This window comes from Bradyrhizobium sp. I1.14.4, assembly GCF_050435825.1.
Classification (GTDB): Bacteria; Pseudomonadota; Alphaproteobacteria; order Rhizobiales; family Xanthobacteraceae; genus Bradyrhizobium.
Genome location: NZ_JBNDLA010000006.1, coordinates 353,394 through 372,009, shown reverse-complemented (window position 1 = coordinate 372,009; position 18,616 = coordinate 353,394). Strand labels below are relative to the sequence as shown.

Here is an 18,616-nt window from a genome sequence, read left to right as displayed (position 1 = left end):
AACCGGAATGGCGCTTTGTCTTAACGGAGAAAGAAAGCCCTAGACGGCTTCCTTCAGCTCTTTGGCGGCGCGGAAGGCGACCTTCTTGCTCGCCTTGATGTGGATCTGCTCGCCGGTCGCCGGGTTGCGGCCCATGCGGGCGGCGCGCTTGCGGACCTGGAGGATGCCGAGGCCGACGATCCTGATGCGCTCGCCCTTCTTGAGGTGCTTGGTGATCCGGGTGACCATGTCGGTCAGGATCGCCTCGGCCTGCTTCTTGGACAGCTCCTGCTCTTCGGCGATGGCCGCCGCCAGGTGCTTCAGCGTGATCGTCGCCGGGGTCGCTGCTTTCTTCGCCATGTGTGGCCCTCCTCGTTGCTCAATGGCTGGATTGCTGCTTTCACGCGAATGGTGCGCCGTTCGCGTCGGAAAAATGCGTCCGGAAAAGTCCATAAACCGCCGGTTCTGGGAACGGGCAGCGCCAGGCCGGCCACAGGAAACCCGGACGTATCAGGCCTTATTTGATTCGGGGCTTTGCTGACTACGCCGTTTCCCCTGAAAACAGCCGACAACTCGTGCCCACAGCGCAAAAACGGCGGCGCAGTGCAGGGATCCGCAACGTGCTTGACTATCGGGATGCGGGCCTTTATGCCCTCGATCCTGCGCGGATCAATCCGATGACCGGCATCCGCGGGAGTAGCTCAGTTGGTTAGAGCGCCGCCCTGTCACGGCGGAGGCCGCGGGTTCGAGTCCCGTCTCTCGCGCCATTTATTTCAATGACTTAGCAGAAATGTCGGTTCCCAAGAATGGTTCTTGGGACGTCGCCGAAATACGTTTTGCCCCTTATTGTTCCTCAAGCAGCTTAGCCCGATGACGCGCGCCCGACCGAAGCGGCGGGCGCTCACGACATTCACCGGCCCGTCCGCCGTGTGCAGCTTCACATTGCTGTCGACCGTGTTTGCCATCTTGTTGAATTAATCCTCAACAGTGGTGCCGCCGGTGTCAGCTCGACCGCGGTTATCAGCTCGTTACTGCGCGTGATCCGACGTGACCGCACTGCAGTCGATGTCGCCGGCGCGAAGTTCGGGACTCGAAGCGTTGGCTTGATCCAGAGCATCTTGGCACTGAAGCTGACGGAACGGATCAAATACTTCAGGTAGTTATCTGTCGGCATCACACTTGGTGAGGTACTCGGAATAAGGACCGTGTTCGCGGTTCCACTGTTTCCCGAACTCACGCTTTCGATGCGTCTTAAAGTTGCCGGAGAAATCAAAGACAGTTTCGGAAACAATACAAAGGACGCTGGCGCGGGCGAGGGCTGACGAAGCAAGCGTAACACGGAGGTGTGTCGATGAATTGGAGTTCGTGGCTGAACGAATACTACAACGACGAACTGGAAAGAGCGGATGCCGCATGCCGACGGGGAGAGTCGGTCTACGACGCACTCAAATGGATCGACGATCCCTATCTGTGGAATGTGCTGCTCTGGAAGGAATATGATGGCTTCAAGGCCATCAAGGCCGCCATTCCCGATCCGCCAGACGCCGGCACCCAGAAGAACTGGAGCGGTCGTTCCGGGATGGAATTGGGCGCCGCCGTCATCGAAACCTATCGCCTCTTGCACGATAAACTCAGGCGTCATCTGGATAAGCCATTCGATGAATGCGCGGTGCTGGACTATGGCTGCGGCTGGGGCAGTGTGCTCCGATACTTCATGAAGGATGTGCCGCTGCGGAATTTGCACGGGTGTGATCCGCACAAGGGCATCATCCAGGTCGCGCAACGCTCCAACCCGCACGCCGATATCGTGTTGTCGGACAGCCTGCCGAGACGTCTGCCGTTCAACCAGAAATTCGATGTCGCGTACGCCCTGTCGATCTGGACGCACCTCTCGCCTGTTGCGAGCGACACATGCCTGGCCGCGGTCCACGATTCTCTGGAGAACCGTGGTCTCTTTCTTCTGACCGTTCGACCGCCGGCATACGCATTCTATGAGCCGATTTCCAAATTGCCTGGCTGGGATCAGCAAAAAATCGCCGAGACCGTGGCGCGAGATGGATTTTACTTCTATCCCCAAAGCTATCCGGTCGATGGCGAAATGACATACGGCGAGACGATCATCACCAAGCGGTACATCGAGGAGCACTGGACCGAGCGGTTCGATCTCGTCGACGTCGGCATGAACGGGATTTCGCCGTATCAGAGCATTATCGTGCTCCGAAAGAGGTGAGGCCGCAGGGGCGTATCGGCGCTGCTTCGTGATGGTTGCCGATCCGTCGAGCGATGTGGTGCCGCGGCAGGGCGCGAGAACTCAGGCCGCGACACCGACGACATTGACGGGCTGCGCTGACTGTTGCTGATGATGCGAAGCTTCTGCCTGCCGTTCGGGCGTCAGCCACCACAGCAGGAACAGCAGCGCGATCCCGTTCGAGAGCATGCCTGTCGTCAGCGGCACGTTCATGATCGCCTGAACGGCGATGCCGGACGACACCGCGATGAAGCGCGGCGACAGGTGCCGTGAGACCATCGAGCCGACCGACAGCACCAGGCCGCACACGAAGGCCGACACCGGGGCGAGCGCGAGACCGACCGATGCGATGCCCTCGGTGGCGAGGAAGGAGGCGTTGAAATTGCCGTCCCGGTAGATCGCTCCAAGCGTGGGGCCGAGCTCGCCATACGGGCAGGCGCTCAGGTGTCGCAGGACGGTTATCTGGCAGAACCGGGTGAGCTCGCGGTGCGCGAAGAAGTCCGCGTATTGATCAAGCGCGAGTGACGGGATCGCGAGGAAGCGCAGATTGATGGCGCTGAACACGACGTAATTCCTGTCGGCGCCGAGAACGACGAAGGCCAAAAGACCGACGATCATCGGCACGAGAAATGCGAGTATCGTGGCCGGCCGCGGGTTGAACCGGCTGAACAGCCAGAACAGAAACGGCAGCCAGATCGGCAGCAGCAAGACAGTCTTGTTGTTGACGACCGGATAGAAGCCGAGCGCAAACAGCAACACACCGGCCGCGGGCGTCCATCGCCTGCGCGATGCAAAATGCGTGAACAGATAGGGCAGAACCGCGCCGATCATGATTCCGGTGAGATAGTTTAACAGCGCCGGCCGCACGACGGCATTGCGGGCGGTCTCATAGGGATTGCCGATACTTGCCCCGTAGGAGATGTCGGCGACCAGCACGGCGAAGGACGACGCCAGCAGCAGCACGGCGATGCGCTTGATGGCCGCTTCAGACACGGCGGGCCGCCAAAGGGAGATGTTCTGGAACATCAGGGGGAGCATCGCTGCGGCCAGCGCGGCGATCATGGCCCAGCGCGCGATGGCGCGCGGATAATCGAATGCGCTGAAGAAGCTGAGCCAGACGAAGCCGAACACTGCTGACAGCAGCGAGAAGCCGACCAGATAACCGAAGCTGAATCGTCCCGCGACGAATGCCGGGATGAAGACGACCATGATGGCGGTGCCAAGGACGGCCTGTGCCGTCGTGTCGGATCGCCAGAAGTGCATCGCCGGGAACGCCTGCCCGCAGGCGATCATCGAGGCGACGCTGAGGACGAAGAACCCCGGGATCGTGACCCCGACAATCAGGTCATCGCGCGTCAATTTCATCGGCCCGTCCGAATCGAAAGCTGCATGGCAGCTAGCCAGCCGGCCTCGGACGAAGCAAGTTAAGCAACGTTAAGCGATGTCTCGGTCTGTGTTGTTGTGTTTCCGCCGGACGATCTGTCACCGCGGCGCCGTATTGAGTTCACAAACGGAAACAGGCTGCCTTGATCAGGCAAAGAATGCGGCAACCGAGTTCAGGTCGGACTGTCCCGGAGCGTCGCCGCGCAAATTCGCGTCGATGATGCGGCGGCAGGCGTCGACCGTGTGGGTATCGCCCAGTTCGTTCGCGGCCTCGAGGATCGACCAGACCGTATCCAAGGGAATGTCGCTCTGCATGGTCGCTTGCGGGTCTGACAGCATCGCGGTGCCGGGGGTCAGAATTCGAACAGGTCGCGGCCGCGTCGCGCCAGGGTGTGCAGGTCCGCCACCGTGCCACGCACCGCGTTGCAACGGCGGCATTCGATGATGGTGTCGCCGGACGCGTGCGCGGGATCGGCGATCTTGATCGCCAGGCTGCCGCAGTCCGTGCAGATGATCTTGAAGCCGGTCGAAATTACTTGCTGCTGCAAATTCATTGTGGGCCTGCGCCTCTGTTGACGTCGACCTTACGGAACATTTTTTAAGACGGGGGTCGCGGAGCGGATTGCAATCGAACGACCGCGTTAGGATGCGGTTAAGAATTTGCCGGCGCCGCGCGGCCCGGCAGATGCAGCGTTGGCCGGCCGAGCTTGGCTGCCGCAGCGCGCACGGCCTCGCGGGCGTTGACGGTGATGACACCGGCAGCGAGGGCCCAGACCGCGAGGTCGGAGGCGCTGTCGCCGGCGTAAATGAAGCCCCCGGGAAAGCTCTTCCGCAACAGCTCGGCCTTGTTCGCGCCCTTGAGATTGTGTTCGCCGTCGGAGGCGAACACCTGGTCGATCCATGGCAGAAGCGATGCCAGCCTGTCCGCGAGCAGCGCGTCGGCCGCGGTCGCCAGCACGATGCGGCGGCCGGCAACTTTCTCGCGCTCGGCCAGCGAGACGACGTCGTGGTGGAGTTCGATCCGGCTCCAGTCGATGCGCTGGCGCAGCGCGAGCTGGCGCTTCAGCGCCGCACGACCGCGCGTCAGCCATGCGGCGCATGACACGACAATCAGCGGATTGCGGCGCAAGATCGAGAGGAAGCTCAGATAGAGCAGGTCGCCCTTGATCAGCGTACCGTCGAGGTCGAGCACCAGTGGCAGCGATGTTGGCAGCCCGAGCAGAGTGGGCGACCCGCCGGACTGGGAAGGGTCCTGCGGCTTCGCTAAGTTGCAGGCGGCAAGGCGAGGCTCAGTCATTCGCGGCGCTCAGCCGGGTTGCGACCTTGCACACGTCGATCTCGCGCGCCCCGGTCTCGGTGGTCCTGCAATCGGCGTAGCCGAACTTGGCGGCAAACGCCACACCACGCTGGTCAATGCTTGAGACGATCAAGACCTGCGGCGCGCCATGATTGGCGGCGCGGAATTTTGCGATCGACGCGACGTCGGGTGCATCCTGCCAATCCGCCATGACACGCATGAAATCGCGCGCCTCGACATATTGCAGCGGGAAGTAGCCGAAATAGCGCGTCGAGGGCAGCGGCGAGGACAGGCCGACGCCGTGGCCTGCAAGGGCTGCGGTCTGTGCGGCATGCAGGGTCGGGCGGATGCGCCAGGCGAACAAATGGCTGTCGCGCTGGGTGATCAGGTCGGTATTGGCAAAGCTCTGGCCGGGATTGTCGCGGCCGGCGGCGAGCTCGCTCTCCAGCGTCGGCGCCCAGCTCTTGTAGGCGACGGCGCGGACAGCGGTCTGTCCGATCAGGCCGGACAGCGCGGCCATGCAGAGCACGCGCGCCAGCGCCGGAGCGGGCGGGCGGCTTGCGATCGCGAGCACGATCGCGATCCCGCTATAGGGTGCAAGGCGCTCCGACAGCAGCGCCGAACCGGTCTTGAGATTGAGCAGCGACAGCGCCACCACGAGCGTGAAAAAGATCGGCCACAGCAGGTCGCCGGAACGGAAGCGCCGCAGCGCGACGAAACCCGCCAGCACGATCGCGCCGAGCACCGGGGCGAGTGCGATCACCTCCCACCAGGTGAAGGTGAAGAGATAGGTCGCAGCCACGATGCGGCGGATAATCTGGGCGATGCCGCCCTCGGTGCTGGCGGTCTCGCCGGCAATGTTCTGGTAGGCGAGCAGGAAGCTTGCGATCAGAAGCAGGACCGGCAGTGCCGCCGCGGCGGCCCACGCGCCATCGCGCAGCAATCGCTGGGCTGCGACCTTGGCGCCCTCCCGCTCGAAGGTCGCAACAGCCCGCGCGATGCCGTCGGCGGCGAGCAGCAGACAGGCCGCGACGACCGAGGTGATGTGAGTGAGATAGAGTGCGGCGAGGAACAGCGCGGTCGCGACAAAGGACAGCGCATCGCGGCGCCCATCGAGGCCGCGCCAGAAGCGTGCGAATAGCAGGAACAGCGGGATGCCGAGCGCGAAATTGTAGAAGCCCCAATGAATGAAGACGCCGAAGGCGATCGGAAGCAACAGCAGCGCCGGCAGCAACGGCCGCTCGGTCTCCGCGCGGCTCGCCGCGAAGGCCGCAACGATCCAGACGAGGCCGTAGAGGCTGAGGAGCAGGCTGTTGGCGAAAAGCGCATCGCCGGTCAGACGGATCAGCGCGGCGAGCAGCAGGTAGATTGCCGAGTTCGGCTCGATCCGCGGATTCCACTGGTAGAACGACGCCGCCGGCTCCTGCAGCGTGTCGCCCCAGCCGAAGCGGGCGATCAGGTCGGCCTGCGCCAGATGCACCGGCCCGTCCTGGGTCGGCACCAGTTTCACCAGCCAGATCGGACCATCCAGCAGTACCAGCAGCGCGGCGAACAGTAACGTCATGGCGACGACACCGAAATTCGCCTTCGGCGTCTCGAACGGAGTTGCGATCGACATTCTAGCGGATCCCGCCGAGACGGATCAGATCGGAGCTGGTGAGGCTGTTGAGCCCGGGCAGGTCGACGAAGGTCAGAATGCCGAACAGCGCCATGGTGACCGCGGCTGCGATCAGCATCGCCGGCTGCCGCATCAGCTCCTCCGGCCGTGCCGCAGCGGAATCCGGCGTCAGCGCCAGCCGCATGTAGGACGCGAACAGCGCGATCAGCATCGGCACCACGACGAGATACTCGATGCGATACTTCAGGAGGAAGATCGCCATCGTGAAGGCAAAACCCTGGGCATAGACCAGGCAGCTCGTGACCAGGCTCGAGTGGGTATAGACCGCGAAGGACGGCCGGTAGGCGGCAAGGTTGGCGGTGCCGCCGGCCTCGACGATCGCGCGATGCTCGGAGACCCGCTTGGCGGCCATCAGGAAGGCGCCGCCGAACCAGTAGGCCAGCAGGATCGATACCGGCGGCGCGATGCTCGGCACCACCGCGAACCAGCCCTGACGGACATCGCATTCCTCCAAACTCTGCCTGTCCCGCATCGGTGCGCGGGCGACGAAACACGCCTTGGAAGGGGCGGCGATCATGCCGCGGCCCGACGAGTGGCCGCCGATCGAGGCGACTGGTCTGCAACGCGGTTAACGCTGGTAGCGGAGGACGGACTTGGTGCGGTATCCGGCTTGCTCGAGCGGCAACCTGGCTCGGTCAGGCTGGTGCTGCCGTTCAGTTGCGGTGATCGGCCCTCTCGCGGTCTGCGCTGGAATGGGACAGCTGTTTCGGTTCGATGCCGCGCAACAAAAAGCCGCCCCGAGGGCGGCCGTTTTGTCTGCAGAAGCCTGAAGTTGTCTTAGCGGACGGTCGAGGCGCCCGAGGAGGTGATCACCACCGGCTTGCCGGCCTTGACGACCTGATTGGTCTGGGCGGTCTGGGTGAAATCCGCGTTGTTCCGGGCCGAAATGCCGAAAGCCGCAATCCCGATCGCTGCAACAAGGGCAACCACCACGATCTTGAGGTGGGTCGCGCGATCAGCTGAATGGATCGAGTGGTTCATGGTCGCCTCCGGGCGTCTATGCGCCGTCTATGGCAGGTACTGGTAAGCCTCATCTGTTTCCGGATCGTTTCGTGAGTTCCCGGAAATGGTTTCGTGCCACCGGCGGATTGGTTTTACCGTGCCTTGCGTCACACCGGCGGCGGGCTAAAACTGACCGCAGGCGCGGAACGCGCTTGGGAGAAAAACAATAATGAAAACAAAGAAAGTGACCCGCCGTCGGGTGCTGGGAACCGGCTCTGCGGCGCTCGCGGCCACGCTGTTTGGTAAGCCGGTCCTTGCCGCAGCCGAGTTCGACTTCAAGCTCGGCGTCAACACTCCGGAAACCCATCCGCTAACAATCCGTCTGGCCAAGGCAGCCAGGGCGGTCGGCGCGCAGTCGTCTGGCCGGGTCAACATCACGGTGTTCGCCAACAGCCAACTCGGCGGCGATCCGGAGATGCTCTCGCAGGTCCGGGCCGGCGGAATCGAGCTGTTGGCTGCGCCCAGCATGACGCTGTCGACGCTGGTGCCGCTGTCGGGGCTGCCCAGCATCGGTTTCGCGTTCCAGTCCTACGACCAGGTCTGGGCGGCGATGGATGGCGGCGTCGGCGACATCGTGCGCGAGGCGATCGCCAAGACCGGCGTCGTGCCGCTGAAGAAGGTCTGGGACAACGGCTTTCGCCAGATCACCTCGTCGTCGAGCCGACAGCTCAACAGCGTCGACGATCTCAAGGGGTTCAAGATCCGCGTGCCGGTGACCGCGCTCTTGACCTCGCTGTTCTCCGGTCTCGGCGCATTGCCGTCGAGCATCTCCTACAGTGAGCTCTATTCGGCGCTGCAGACCCACATCGTCGAAGGGCAGGAGAATCCGCTGGCGCAGGTTTCGACCGGAAAGCTCTACGAGGTGCAGAAATACTGCGCGCTGTCGAACCATTGCTGGAGCGGCTACTGGATCCTCGGGAACCGGCGCGCGATGGCGGGCCTGCCGCCTGATCTCGTTGAGATCATCAATGCCGCGTTCGACGCGGCGGCGATAGAGGAGCGCGCCGATCTGGTCGAGATGGATCGCTCATTGCAGGCCGAGCTGACCGAAAAGGGCATGACCTTCAACAAGCCCGATCCCGTGCAGTTCAGGGCAGCCTTGGTCAAGGCCGGCTTCTACACGCAGTGGCAGAAGACCTATGGCGCGGACGCCTGGGCGGCGCTGGAGAAATACACCGGCAAGCTGACGTGAACGCAGCCTGGCATCAGACACGCGATTACCTGACGCGTAATCGCGCGCGCGATCTCCCTTTGCGATGGTCGGTGCATCGACGCAGATGCTGCCGATCGATCCGCAAAGGGGAATACACCATGGCTAGCCGACCACATTATGCGACCGCCAGGGACGGCACAAAACTGTTCGTGCAGGATTGGGGTGCAGGCCGGCCGTTGCTGTTCCTCGCCGCCTGGACATTCAACTCCAACGTCTGGGGCAGTCACATCGTGGCGCTCAATGCGAAGGGCTATCGTTGCGTCGCGCCGGATAGGCGCGGCCATGGCCGCTCCGACATGCCGATGACGGGATACGATCTCGACACCTTGACCGATGACGTCGCTGCCGTGATCGAGCAGCACGATCTTCACGACGTCACGATCGTGGCGCATTCGATGGGATCGATCGAGGCGGTGAACTATCTGGCGCGTCACGGCGCCGACCGTATCGCTCGGCTGGTGCTGGTGGCGCCGACCACGCCTTTTCTCGTCCAGGCCGAGGACAATCCGGACGCGGTGCCGAGGGTCGCGGTCGAGGCCCAGAATGCCGCGATCGCGCAGGACTTCCCGAAGTGGATGGGCGAAAACGAGGCGCCGTTCTTCATGCCCGACACACCCGAGGCCACGCGGGCCTGGATCAGGGAGATGATGCTGAGCGTGCCGCTGCCGGTGGCGCTGGCCTGCCGCATGACCATCTCCTTTGCCGATCTGCGCGCGGCGGCCAAGAGGATCGATCGGCCGACGCTGATCGTGCACGGCGACAGGGATGCCAGCGCACCGCTCGCGCTGACCGGCGCGAAGACGGCGGCGTTGATCAGGGGAAGCAGGCTTTCCGTCTATGAAGGCGCGCCGCACGCACTGCCGCTGACGCACAGCGCGCGTCTGATGGCTGACCTGCTGGCTTTCATGGACGCCTAGCTGGCTCGCGCGATATCGGCGCGGATCGAGCGCGCCGCCCAGACGAACAGCAGCGCGCCGAGCGTCGTCGTCACCGCGGCCGACAGCAGCGAGTAGCGAACCGCATCGGCGCCATACGCGCCCTCCAGGGCGTCGTTGATCATGCCGACGGCGAGGGGGCCGATGCCCTGCCCGAAGCAGGTGGCGGTGAGCAGCACGATCGCCGATGCCAGCGCGCGCATGCTGGGCTTTGCCACCGTCTGGGCGATCGCGAAGATCGGGCCGAGATGGAAGCCGACCATGAACGAGGTCAGCGCCAGCGTTGCGACCATCAGCGTGAAGCTCGGGGTGAGCATGCACACGGCGAACACCGGGCCGGCGAGGCCGGACATGATGGCGGGCGACCATAATTTCCAGCGATCGTCGCGGCGGCCGATCTGCGCCACCACGAGGCCCCCGATCAGCGTGCCCGCCATGCCGGCGAGACCTTTGAACGTGCCGGCATAGGTGCCGATCTCGGCGCTGGTGAGGTGATGGATGCGCGCCAGGAACGGCGGGATCCACACCGCGGTGGCGTAGTTGGTGTAGGTCGTAAGACAAAAGCCGACCACCACGATGACGAAGCTCGGTTGCGATATCAGGAAGCCCAGCGTCGGTCCGATCGGCTCGGCCTTGAAGGTCTCGGCCATCGCGCCGCGCTGCGGTTCGGAGATCGTCAGCCACAGGACCGCGGCGAGCGCGATGCCCGGAAGGCCGGCGGTGAAGAAGGCCAGTCGCCAGCCATGGTGCTGGTTGACATAGCCGCCGATGAAATAGCCGAGGAACACGCCGAGATAGGTGCCGATGGCGTAGATGCCGAGCGCGCGCGGACGCTCGTTCTTGTCGAAGAGATCGGCGATCATCGATTGCGAGGCCGGCGTGCCCGCGGATTCCCCGATGCCGACGCCGACCCGCGCCAGCGCCAGCGTCGTGACGCTGGAGGCGAGGCCGCAGAGATAGGTCATCGCGCTCCAGAACGCGAAGGCGAGCGCGACGATGTTGCGGCGGTTGAGGCGGTCGGCCGTCCGCGCAATGGGAATGCCGAGCAGCGAGTAGAACAGCACGAAGCCGAAACCGGCCAGCAGGCCCATCGTGGTGTCGCTGGGCGCGAACTCCTTCTTGATGGGCTCGATCAGCACGTTGAAGATCGTGCGGTCGAGGAAGTTGAGGGCGTAGATGATGGTCAGCAGCGCGAGGACGTAGTAGCGGCGCGCGGAGGGCGCGGCGGCAGCTTGCGCAGCCGCTTGCGGTGCGAGATCGACCATGACTTCCTCCCCCAATTGTCTTTTGTCTTTTTCTTGTTTGCTCGAGCGCGGGCCTTAGGCCTCGCGGATGTAATTCCCTGCCTCGAATTCGACCGGCCGGGCGTCGGCGTCGAACGACACGCCGATCGGGTCGCGGCCTGCCGCCAGCGCCTCGAGTTGGTCGCCGAGCATCCGGCGGATCGTCAGGACGCCGCGGTCGCTCTGGCCGAAGTGCTCTTCCGAATGGATCGTCACCGGTCCCTGGCCGACCTGGGCCTCGTAGTCGCCGGGGAATTGCTGGTGCTCTTGCTCCGTCATGTCCCACCAGAACTTACCGCTGAACTTGGAGCGCATGCGGCCGATATCGCCTGTATTCCTGACCCGGCCGGCGACATAGATGCGGAACGAGGTGTCGTCGATCGGCAAGGTCCAGCCGATCGATTCGACGCGGGCGAATTGCGCGACCCGCGGATTGGGCACGACGCGAAGCGTGGGGAGGGCGGCCTCGGTGACGCGGTAAAAGACCTTGCCGTCATCCTGCCTGCGGATCGAGCGCACGGCGACGCCGCGCGGCGACATCTCGAACTTCACCTCGGGCATCGAGGCCATCATGTTGGTGAATTGCGGCCCGCTGAACGAGCCGTGCAGCACCGGCACATGGTAGGGGTCGGCGACGTTCTCGAAATGCTGCAGCCAGTTGCAGGGGATCACAGCCGGCCGCCGCCGCCGATCGAGGAATCGTCGGCCTCGACGAACTCGCCGTCGTCCATGATCTCCAGGCACTCGTAGCGCGGCAGCACCGGCTTCTTCTCGGCCGGGCCCATATAGGCGAAGATCAGGCCGTAGCGTTCCTGCACCGGATACCAGGGCTGGCGCACCTTGTCCTTGAACAGGCCGCCTTCGGGCTCGCATGGTTGTTCGAGGCAGCGGCCTTCGGTGTCGAACTTCCAGCCATGATAGCAGCAGCGGATGCCGTCTTCCTCGACCTTGCCGTAATAGAGTGTGGTGCCGCGATGGCAGCAGCGCGCGTGCAGCAGGCCGGCCCGGCCGTGCCTGTCGCGGAACAGGATCAGGTCCTCAGCCAACGCGCGGACTTTTCTGGGGATATCGGTCGCGTCGCCCGCAAGGCCAACCGGGTGCCAGTAGCGGCGCAACAGCTCGCCCATCGGCGTGCCGCGGACGACCGAGGTGAGTTCGGTCCGGGTGGTGGACGGCTTCATCGCATAGGCCGTGCCGAGGTCGCGGTTTCGCTGGGTGATCGTCATGTCGTTTCCTCCCTGCCGCCGGTCTTGCGCCAGCGGCCGATCGATCGTTGACCGCGGTCAACGTTGTTGACGAAGTCAACGATATATCGATGACAATGTCAACGATATTGATTAGCTTGGCAGCGACCGGCTTTGTTGGCAGAGGTTGCCGATGACCGAGAAGCTCAGGACTGAGAGGGCCTTGCCACCGGAGGCGATTGCCGACGCGGAGCTCGCGCCGGTCACCGCGATGATGTCGTCGCGGCTGATGGTGCTGGCTAACCTGCTGAGGCGCGGAGCGATGCTGCGTTACAAGCGCGTGACCGGACTATCCTCGGTGGAGTTCGGTCTGATCGTCTCGCTCGGCCGGCGGCCGCCGATGAGCGTGGTGCGGCTGGCCGACGCCGTCGGCATGGACAAGGGGCAGATCAGCCGGGCGCTCGCCGTGCTCGTGGAGCGCAAGCTGGTGTCCAAGGCGTCCAACCCACATGACAACCGGGAGACACTGATCTCCCTGACCAAGGCGGGCCTGGCGGCCCACGACGCCATCGTGGCCGGCGCACAAGAACGAAACCGGCGCCTGCTGGAACAGCTTGATCCACAGGAACTTGAGCTGCTGCTCGGACACATCGACCGGCTGACCGCAACGGCCGCCGAGATGCTGGCTGCCGAACGGGAGCTGGGCTAATATGGGGAGAGCGCAGGGCACTGGATGGCCGCCGCTGCGTTGCTTGTTGAGGCAAGCGCATCCGCCCGATGGAGGCCAAGAGCCCGCGGGAAGGACGGCAAAAGCGTCAAAATAGCTTGTCTTGCGCCCTCTGTTGCGCTGCGCTAAAGCCTCAAGAACAATTCCAATCAACGAATCTGCGGCACGTCCGAAACCGCAGCAAGAAGGCCTCGCCGATGACCGGCATCCTGCAGAATTATCTCCCACTTGTGGTCTTTATCGGGGTCGCGAGCCTGATCGGTCTGGCGCTCCTGATCGCGCCGTTCCTGGTCGCGTTCCAGTCGCCGGATCCGGAAAAGCTGTCCGCCTATGAATGCGGATTCAACGCTTTTGACGACGCCCGGATGAAGTTCGACGTCCGGTTCTATCTGGTGGCAATCCTCTTCATCATTTTCGACCTCGAAGTGGCGTTCCTGTTCCCCTGGGCCGTGGCGTTCGGAAAGCTGGGCGCAACCGGCTTCTGGTCGATGATGGTTTTCCTGGCCGTGCTGACGGTCGGGTTCGCGTATGAATGGAAGAAAGGCGCGCTCGAATGGGATTGAGCCCCACCGCCGCATCCTCGCAACCGGCGATCGCCAAACCCGCGACCGCGATGGCTCCGAAGGGCATTCTCGATCCGTCGACAGGCAAGCCGGTCGGCGCCAACGATCCGTTTTTCCTCGAGGTCAATCACGAGCTGTCCGACAAGGGTTTCTTCGTCGCCGCGGCCGATGACCTCATCACCTGGGCGCGCACCGGCTCCTTGATGTGGATGACCTTCGGTCTCGCCTGCTGCGCGGTCGAGATGATGCAGGTCTCGATGCCGCGCTATGACGTCGAGCGCTTCGGCTTTGCGCCGCGTGCTTCGCCGCGGCAGTCCGACGTGATGATCGTCGCGGGCACGCTGACCAACAAGATGGCGCCCGCGCTGCGCAAGGTCTACGACCAGATGCCGGAGCCGCGCTACGTCATCTCGATGGGCTCCTGCGCCAATGGCGGCGGCTATTACCACTACTCCTACTCGGTGGTGCGTGGCTGCGACCGCATCGTGCCGATCGACATCTACGTGCCGGGCTGTCCGCCCACCGCGGAGGCGCTGCTCTACGGCGTGCTGCTGCTGCAGAAGAAGATCCGCCGTATCGGCACCATCGAACGCTAAGGTTTCAGGCATGGACGACGGCAAGCTCGACGCCCTTGGGCAGACGATTGTGAGCGCGCTTCCGGGCGTCGCCACCGCGCACTCGGTCGCGTTCAATCAACTCACTATAGACGTCGAGATTGGCAGAATCGTGGACGTCGTCACTTTTCTGCGCGACGATCCCAACTGCCGCTTCGTCAGCTTCACCGATGTGACCGCGGTCGACTATCCGAGCCGCGAGAAGCGCTTCGACGTCGTCTACCATTTGCTGTCGCCGACGCTGAACGCGCGCATCCGGCTGCGCGGGCAGGCCGACGAGACCACGCAGGTGCCGTCGATCATCGGCATCTTCCCGGGCGCCGACTGGTTCGAGCGCGAGACGTACGACCTCTACGGCGTGATCTTCACGGGCCATCCCGACATGCGCCGCCTGCTGACGGACTACGGCTTCGACGGCCATCCGCTGCGCAAGGATTTCCCGCTCACCGGCTTCGTCGAGGTCCGCTACGACGACCAGGAGAAGCGGGTGCTGTACGAGCCGGTCCGGCTCAACCAGGAATTCCGCAAGTTCGATTTCTTGTCTCCGTGGGAGGGGGCCGACTACCCCTTGCCGGGTGACGAAAAGGCGAAGGCGGAACCGAAGGCCTGATCATGAACGAACAGAATCTTCGCAACTTCACCATCAACTTTGGTCCGCAGCATCCTGCCGCCCACGGCGTGCTCCGTTTGGTGCTCGAATTGGACGGCGAGGTTGTTGAACGTGTCGATCCGCACATCGGCTTGCTCCACCGCGGCACCGAGAAGCTGATCGAGCACAAGACCTATCTGCAGGCGATTCCCTATTTCGACCGGCTCGACTACGTCGCGCCGATGAACCAGGAGCATGCGTTCTGCCTCGCGGCGGAAAAGCTGCTCGGCATATCAGTGCCGCGCCGCGGCCAGTTGATCCGCGTGCTCTATTGCGAGATCGGCCGCATCCTGTCGCATCTGCTCAACGTCACCACCCAGGCGATGGACGTCGGTGCGCTGACCCCGCCGCTGTGGGGTTTTGAAGAGCGCGAAAAGCTGATGGTGTTCTATGAGCGCGCCTCGGGCTCGCGCATGCACGCGGCGTTCTTCCGCGTCGGCGGCGTGCACCAGGATCTGCCGCCGAAGCTGATCGACGACATCGAGGCGTGGTGCGATCCGTTCCTCAAGGTGGTCGACGATCTCGATACGCTGCTGACCGGCAACCGCATCTTCAAGCAGCGCAACGTCGATATCGGCGTGGTGCCGCTGAAGGAAGCCTGGGAGTGGGGCTTCTCCGGCGTGATGGTGCGCGGCTCGGGCGCGGCCTGGGATCTGCGCAAGTCGCAGCCCTACGAGTGCTACGCCGAGATGGATTTCGACATTCCGATCGGCAAGAACGGCGACTGCTACGACCGCTACCTGATCCGCATGGAAGAGATGCGCCAGTCGGTGCGCATCATGAAGCAGTGTATCCAGAAGCTGAAGGCCGCGGACGGGCAGGGCCCGGTCGTCGTCGAGGACAACAAGATCGCGCCGCCGCGCCGCGGCGAGATGAAGCGCTCGATGGAAGCGCTGATCCATCACTTCAAGCTCTACACCGAAGGTGTGCACGTGCCGGCCGGCGAAGTCTACGCCGCGGTCGAGGCGCCGAAGGGCGAGTTCGGCGTCTATCTCGTCGCTGACGGCACCAACAAGCCCTACAAGTGCAAGATCCGCGCGCCGGGGTTCGCCCATCTGCAGGCGATGGATCACATCTGCAAGGGCCATCTGCTGGCCGACGTTTCCGCCATCCTTGGCTCGCTGGACATCGTGTTCGGCGAGGTCGACAGGTGATGATGTCCGCATCCGCGCCGCGCGCAATGAGAGTTTGATCGATGTCCGTCCGCCGCCTTGCCCCGAAGGAATTGCAGCCCGCGAGCTTTACGTTCACGGACGAGAATCTCGCCTGGGCCAAGAAGCAGGTCGAGAAATATCCGCCGGGACGCCAGGCTTCGGCGGCGATCGCGATCCTGTGGCGCGTCCAGGAACAGCATGACGGCTGGGTATCGGAAGCCGCGATCCGCGCCGTCGCGGACCTGCTCGAGATGCCGCATATCCGCATGCTGGAGATTGCGACCTTCTACACGATGTTCCAGCTCTCGCCGGTCGGCAAGAAGGCGCACGTGCAGGTGTGCGGCACCACGCCGTGCCGGCTGCGCGGCGCCGCCGACCTGATCGAGGTGTGCCAGCATCGCATCCATCACGATCCTTTCCAGCTATCGAAGGACGGCAACTTCTCCTGGGAAGAGGTCGAGTGCCTTGGCGCCTGCGTGAACGCACCGATGGTGCTGATCTGGAAGGACACTTATGAGGACCTGACCAAGGAAAGCTTCGGCAAGGTGCTCGACGGCTTTGCCGCGGGCAATCCGCCGAAGCCTGGCCCGCAGGTCGACCGTCAGTTCTCGGCGCCCGCAGGCGGGCCGACGACGCTGAAGGAAACGACTTGATGGGGCCCTTTCAAGTGCAGGCAAACGGGACGGGAAAGGGCGCTGCGATGAAGGCCTGGCGCACGATCGCCCTGCATACCGCTGTGGCGGCCGGTTTCATGTTCCTGCTGCAACGCTACGGCCTGAGTGCCTCGCTGGAATCCAGCCTGTTGTGGACCGTCGTGTTCGGCGGCTGCGCTGCCGGGCTCGCTTATTCCCAAGCCAATCGGTGATGTTCGGAAAGTTTTGAGCATGCTCGACGACAAGGACCGCATCTTCAAGAACCTCTATGGCCTGCACGATTGGGGTCTCGAGGGCGCGCGCCGCAGAGGCGCCTGGGATGGCACCAAGGGGATCATCGACAAGGGCCGCGACTGGATCATCAACGAGATGAAGGCTTCGGGCCTGCGCGGCCGCGGCGGTGCGGGCTTCCCGACCGGCATGAAGTGGTCGTTCATGCCCAAGGAATCCAAGGATGGCCGTCCGAGCTATCTCGTCGTCAATGCGGACGAGTCGGAGCCCGGCACCTGCAAGGACCGCGAGATCATGCGGCACGATCCGCATCTGCTGGTCGAGGGCTGCCTGCTCGCGAGCTTCGCGATGGGCGCGCATGCCTGCTACGTCTATATCCGCGGCGAGTTCATCCGTGAGCGCGAGCGGCTGCAGGCGGCGATCGACCAGGCCTATGAGGCCAAGCTGGTCGGCAAGGACAATATCAATGGCTGGCCGTTCGACATCTATGTCGCGCACGGCGCCGGCGCCTATATCTGCGGCGAGGAAACCGCGCTGCTCGAGAGCCTCGAGGGCAAGAAGGGCCAGCCGCGGCTGAAGCCGCCGTTCCCGGCCAATGTCGGCCTCTATGGGTGTCCGACCACCGTCAACAACGTCGAGTCGATTGCGGTCGCGCCCGACATCCTGCGCCGTGGCGCCGCCTGGTTCGCCGCCATCGGCCGGCCGAACAATGTCGGCACCAAGCTGTTCTGCATCTCCGGTCACGTCGAGCGGCCCTGCAACGTCGAAGAGGCGATGGGCATTCCGTTCCGCGAGTTGATCGAGAAGCATTGCGGCGGCATCCGTGGCGGCTGGGACAATCTGAAGGCTGTGATCCCCGGCGGCTCGTCGGTGCGCATGGTGCCGGCAGACCAGATCATCGACACGCCGATGGATTTCGACAGCTTGAGCAAGCTGCGCTCGGGCCTCGGCACCGCGGCCGTGATCGTGATGGACAAGTCGACCGATCTGATCCGGGCGATCGCGCGCATCTCGTATTTCTACAAGCACGAGAGCTGCGGCCAGTGCACGCCGTGCCGCGAGGGAACGGGGTGGATGTGGCGCGTGTTGACTCGCATGGCCGACGGCCGCGCCCACAAGCGCGAGATCGACATGCTGCTCGAGGTCACCAAGCAGGTCGAGGGACACACGATCTGCGCGCTCGGCGACGCCGCCGCCTGGCCGATCCAGGGCCTGATCGCGCATTTCCGTCACGAGATTGAAGAGCGGATCGATCAGTATTCGCACAGGGCCGATCTCGACGATCAGGGCATTCGCGATCCCGTGCAGATGGTGGCCGCGGAGTAATGACTGCGATGACGCAACAGGCCGCATGGTGGCAGAAATACGGGACGCTTGCGCAGATGGCGCAGGCGACCGTGGCGCTGCTCGGCTTTGTTGCAATCCTGCTGCAGATCAACGAAATCCGCACCGCCAACCGGGCCTCCAGCGCGCGGACGGCGTTTCTGGGCTACACCGATCTCGCGTTCAAGAATCCCAAATTCGCTCAGCCCGATTATGAGGCCATCAAGGCCGGCAGCCGCGAAGAGCGGTCTCAGTACGAGAGCTTTGTCTCGTACTTCCTCTACGCCTGCGAGGAGACCATTGCCGCATTCGCAGACAAGCGCGAATGGCAGGCGTCCTGTGACTACGACCTGAAACCGCATCTGCCGTTCCTCTGCGAGAAGAACCAGGCGCAGCCCGCATATCTCGCGACCTACGGCGCCGATACCCAGCAATGGGTGAAGACCTCACTGAAAACCGCCGGCGTCGCACCGCCCGACTGCAAGCTCGGAAAGACTTGA

The 18,616-nt window shown here is 63.7% G+C and carries 21 protein-coding genes, 1 tRNA gene and 1 pseudogene; 13 read left to right on the top strand and 10 right to left on the bottom strand.

All coding sequences use genetic code 11. The features are described 5' to 3' along the window. Positions 1-39 precede the first annotated feature (39 nt). Complete coding sequence (locus ABIB78_RS16040; RefSeq protein WP_429026165.1) at positions 40-363, bottom strand: HU family DNA-binding protein; 324 nt, start codon at positions 361-363, stop codon at positions 40-42. Between the two features lie 306 nt (positions 364-669). On the opposite strand from ABIB78_RS16040, the gene ABIB78_RS16035 reads away from it, so the two are divergent. Then, a tRNA-Asp gene (locus ABIB78_RS16035) sits at positions 670-746 on the top strand. A gap of 584 nt (positions 747-1,330) precedes the next feature. Continuing rightward, positions 1,331-2,209, top strand: a complete 879-nt coding sequence (locus ABIB78_RS16030; protein ID WP_429026080.1) for a class I SAM-dependent methyltransferase — start codon at positions 1,331-1,333, stop codon at positions 2,207-2,209. Positions 2,210-2,290: 81 nt separating this feature from the next. On the opposite strand, the gene ABIB78_RS16025 is transcribed toward ABIB78_RS16030, so the two are convergent. The 7 genes from ABIB78_RS16025 to ABIB78_RS15995 form a co-directional block, all read right to left on the bottom strand. Further along, positions 2,291-3,592 carry a hypothetical protein gene (locus ABIB78_RS16025; RefSeq protein WP_429026077.1) on the bottom strand — a complete coding sequence of 434 codons (1,302 nt, stop codon included), beginning with the start codon at positions 3,590-3,592 and terminating at the stop codon, positions 2,291-2,293. Between the two features lie 165 nt (positions 3,593-3,757). Then, positions 3,758-3,925, bottom strand: coding sequence for a hypothetical protein (locus ABIB78_RS16020; protein ID WP_429026076.1), 168 nt, complete (start codon positions 3,923-3,925; stop codon positions 3,758-3,760). A 38-nt stretch (positions 3,926-3,963) separates the two neighbouring features. After that, positions 3,964-4,164, bottom strand: a complete 201-nt coding sequence (locus tag ABIB78_RS16015; RefSeq protein ID WP_429026074.1) for a hypothetical protein — start codon at positions 4,162-4,164, stop codon at positions 3,964-3,966. A 98-nt stretch (positions 4,165-4,262) separates the two neighbouring features. Then, on the bottom strand, positions 4,263-4,907 hold the full coding sequence (locus ABIB78_RS16010) for a hypothetical protein (protein ID WP_429026071.1): 645 nt from the start codon (positions 4,905-4,907) through the stop codon (positions 4,263-4,265). After that, entirely contained in the window at positions 4,900-6,525 is a 1,626-nt protein-coding gene (locus ABIB78_RS16005; RefSeq protein WP_429026069.1) for a hypothetical protein, read from the bottom strand. The genes ABIB78_RS16010 and ABIB78_RS16005 overlap by 8 nt, the downstream gene beginning before the upstream one ends. A 1-nt stretch (position 6,526) precedes the next feature. Beyond that, positions 6,527-7,102, bottom strand: a complete 576-nt coding sequence (locus tag ABIB78_RS16000; protein WP_429026067.1) for a hypothetical protein — start codon at positions 7,100-7,102, stop codon at positions 6,527-6,529. 260 nt (positions 7,103-7,362) lie between these two features. Continuing rightward, the gene (locus ABIB78_RS15995; RefSeq protein ID WP_429026066.1) at positions 7,363-7,566 is read right to left on the bottom strand and encodes a hypothetical protein; all 204 of its coding nucleotides are present in this window, start codon (positions 7,564-7,566) and stop codon (positions 7,363-7,365) included. A 256-nt stretch (positions 7,567-7,822) separates the two neighbouring features. On the opposite strand from ABIB78_RS15995, the gene ABIB78_RS15990 reads away from it, so the two are divergent. Together ABIB78_RS15990 and ABIB78_RS15985 are read left to right on the top strand one after the other, a co-directional pair. Then, positions 7,823-8,779, top strand: coding sequence for a TRAP transporter substrate-binding protein (locus ABIB78_RS15990; RefSeq protein WP_429026163.1), 957 nt, complete (start codon positions 7,823-7,825; stop codon positions 8,777-8,779). Between the two features lie 119 nt (positions 8,780-8,898). Continuing rightward, complete coding sequence (locus ABIB78_RS15985; protein WP_429026064.1) at positions 8,899-9,717, top strand: alpha/beta fold hydrolase; 819 nt, start codon at positions 8,899-8,901, stop codon at positions 9,715-9,717. Here the strand turns inward: ABIB78_RS15985 and ABIB78_RS15980 are convergent. Then, positions 9,714-11,000, bottom strand: a complete 1,287-nt coding sequence (locus tag ABIB78_RS15980) for a spinster family MFS transporter (RefSeq protein ID WP_429026061.1) — start codon at positions 10,998-11,000, stop codon at positions 9,714-9,716. The genes ABIB78_RS15985 and ABIB78_RS15980 overlap by 4 nt on opposite strands. Before the next feature lie 54 nt (positions 11,001-11,054). Then, positions 11,055-12,244 (bottom strand): annotated as a pseudogene (locus ABIB78_RS15975) (Rieske 2Fe-2S domain-containing protein). Positions 12,245-12,395: 151 nt separating this feature from the next. Here ABIB78_RS15975 and ABIB78_RS15970 point away from each other — a divergent pair. The 9 genes from ABIB78_RS15970 to ABIB78_RS15930 all read left to right on the top strand — a co-directional run bounded on the left by ABIB78_RS15970 (position 12,396) and on the right by ABIB78_RS15930 (position 18,616). After that, entirely contained in the window at positions 12,396-12,911 is a 516-nt protein-coding gene (locus ABIB78_RS15970) for a MarR family winged helix-turn-helix transcriptional regulator (protein ID WP_429026059.1), read from the top strand. Between the two features lie 215 nt (positions 12,912-13,126). Then, entirely contained in the window at positions 13,127-13,492 is a 366-nt protein-coding gene (locus ABIB78_RS15965; RefSeq protein ID WP_018271860.1) for an NADH-quinone oxidoreductase subunit A, read from the top strand. Continuing rightward, a complete protein-coding gene (locus ABIB78_RS15960; protein WP_429026057.1) occupies positions 13,483-14,088 on the top strand; it encodes a NuoB/complex I 20 kDa subunit family protein in 606 nt (201 codons plus the stop codon). Before ABIB78_RS15965 ends, ABIB78_RS15960 begins: the two co-directional genes overlap by 10 nt. A 10-nt stretch (positions 14,089-14,098) precedes the next feature. Continuing rightward, positions 14,099-14,716 carry an NADH-quinone oxidoreductase subunit C gene (locus tag ABIB78_RS15955; RefSeq protein ID WP_429026055.1) on the top strand — a complete coding sequence of 206 codons (618 nt, stop codon included), beginning with the start codon at positions 14,099-14,101 and terminating at the stop codon, positions 14,714-14,716. A gap of 2 nt (positions 14,717-14,718) precedes the next feature. Further along, a complete protein-coding gene (locus tag ABIB78_RS15950; protein ID WP_429026052.1) occupies positions 14,719-15,909 on the top strand; it encodes an NADH-quinone oxidoreductase subunit D in 1,191 nt (396 codons plus the stop codon). Positions 15,910-15,950: 41 nt separating this feature from the next. Beyond that, positions 15,951-16,562 carry an NADH-quinone oxidoreductase subunit NuoE gene (gene nuoE, locus ABIB78_RS15945; RefSeq protein WP_429026049.1) on the top strand — a complete coding sequence of 204 codons (612 nt, stop codon included), beginning with the start codon at positions 15,951-15,953 and terminating at the stop codon, positions 16,560-16,562. Continuing rightward, on the top strand, positions 16,562-16,774 hold the full coding sequence (locus ABIB78_RS15940; RefSeq protein ID WP_429026046.1) for a hypothetical protein: 213 nt from the start codon (positions 16,562-16,564) through the stop codon (positions 16,772-16,774). Before nuoE ends, ABIB78_RS15940 begins: the two co-directional genes overlap by 1 nt. A gap of 19 nt (positions 16,775-16,793) precedes the next feature. Next, positions 16,794-18,119, top strand: coding sequence for an NADH-quinone oxidoreductase subunit NuoF (nuoF, locus tag ABIB78_RS15935; protein WP_429026043.1), 1,326 nt, complete (start codon positions 16,794-16,796; stop codon positions 18,117-18,119). An 8-nt stretch (positions 18,120-18,127) separates the two neighbouring features. Beyond that, a complete protein-coding gene (locus ABIB78_RS15930) occupies positions 18,128-18,616 on the top strand; it encodes a hypothetical protein (RefSeq protein WP_429026041.1) in 489 nt (162 codons plus the stop codon).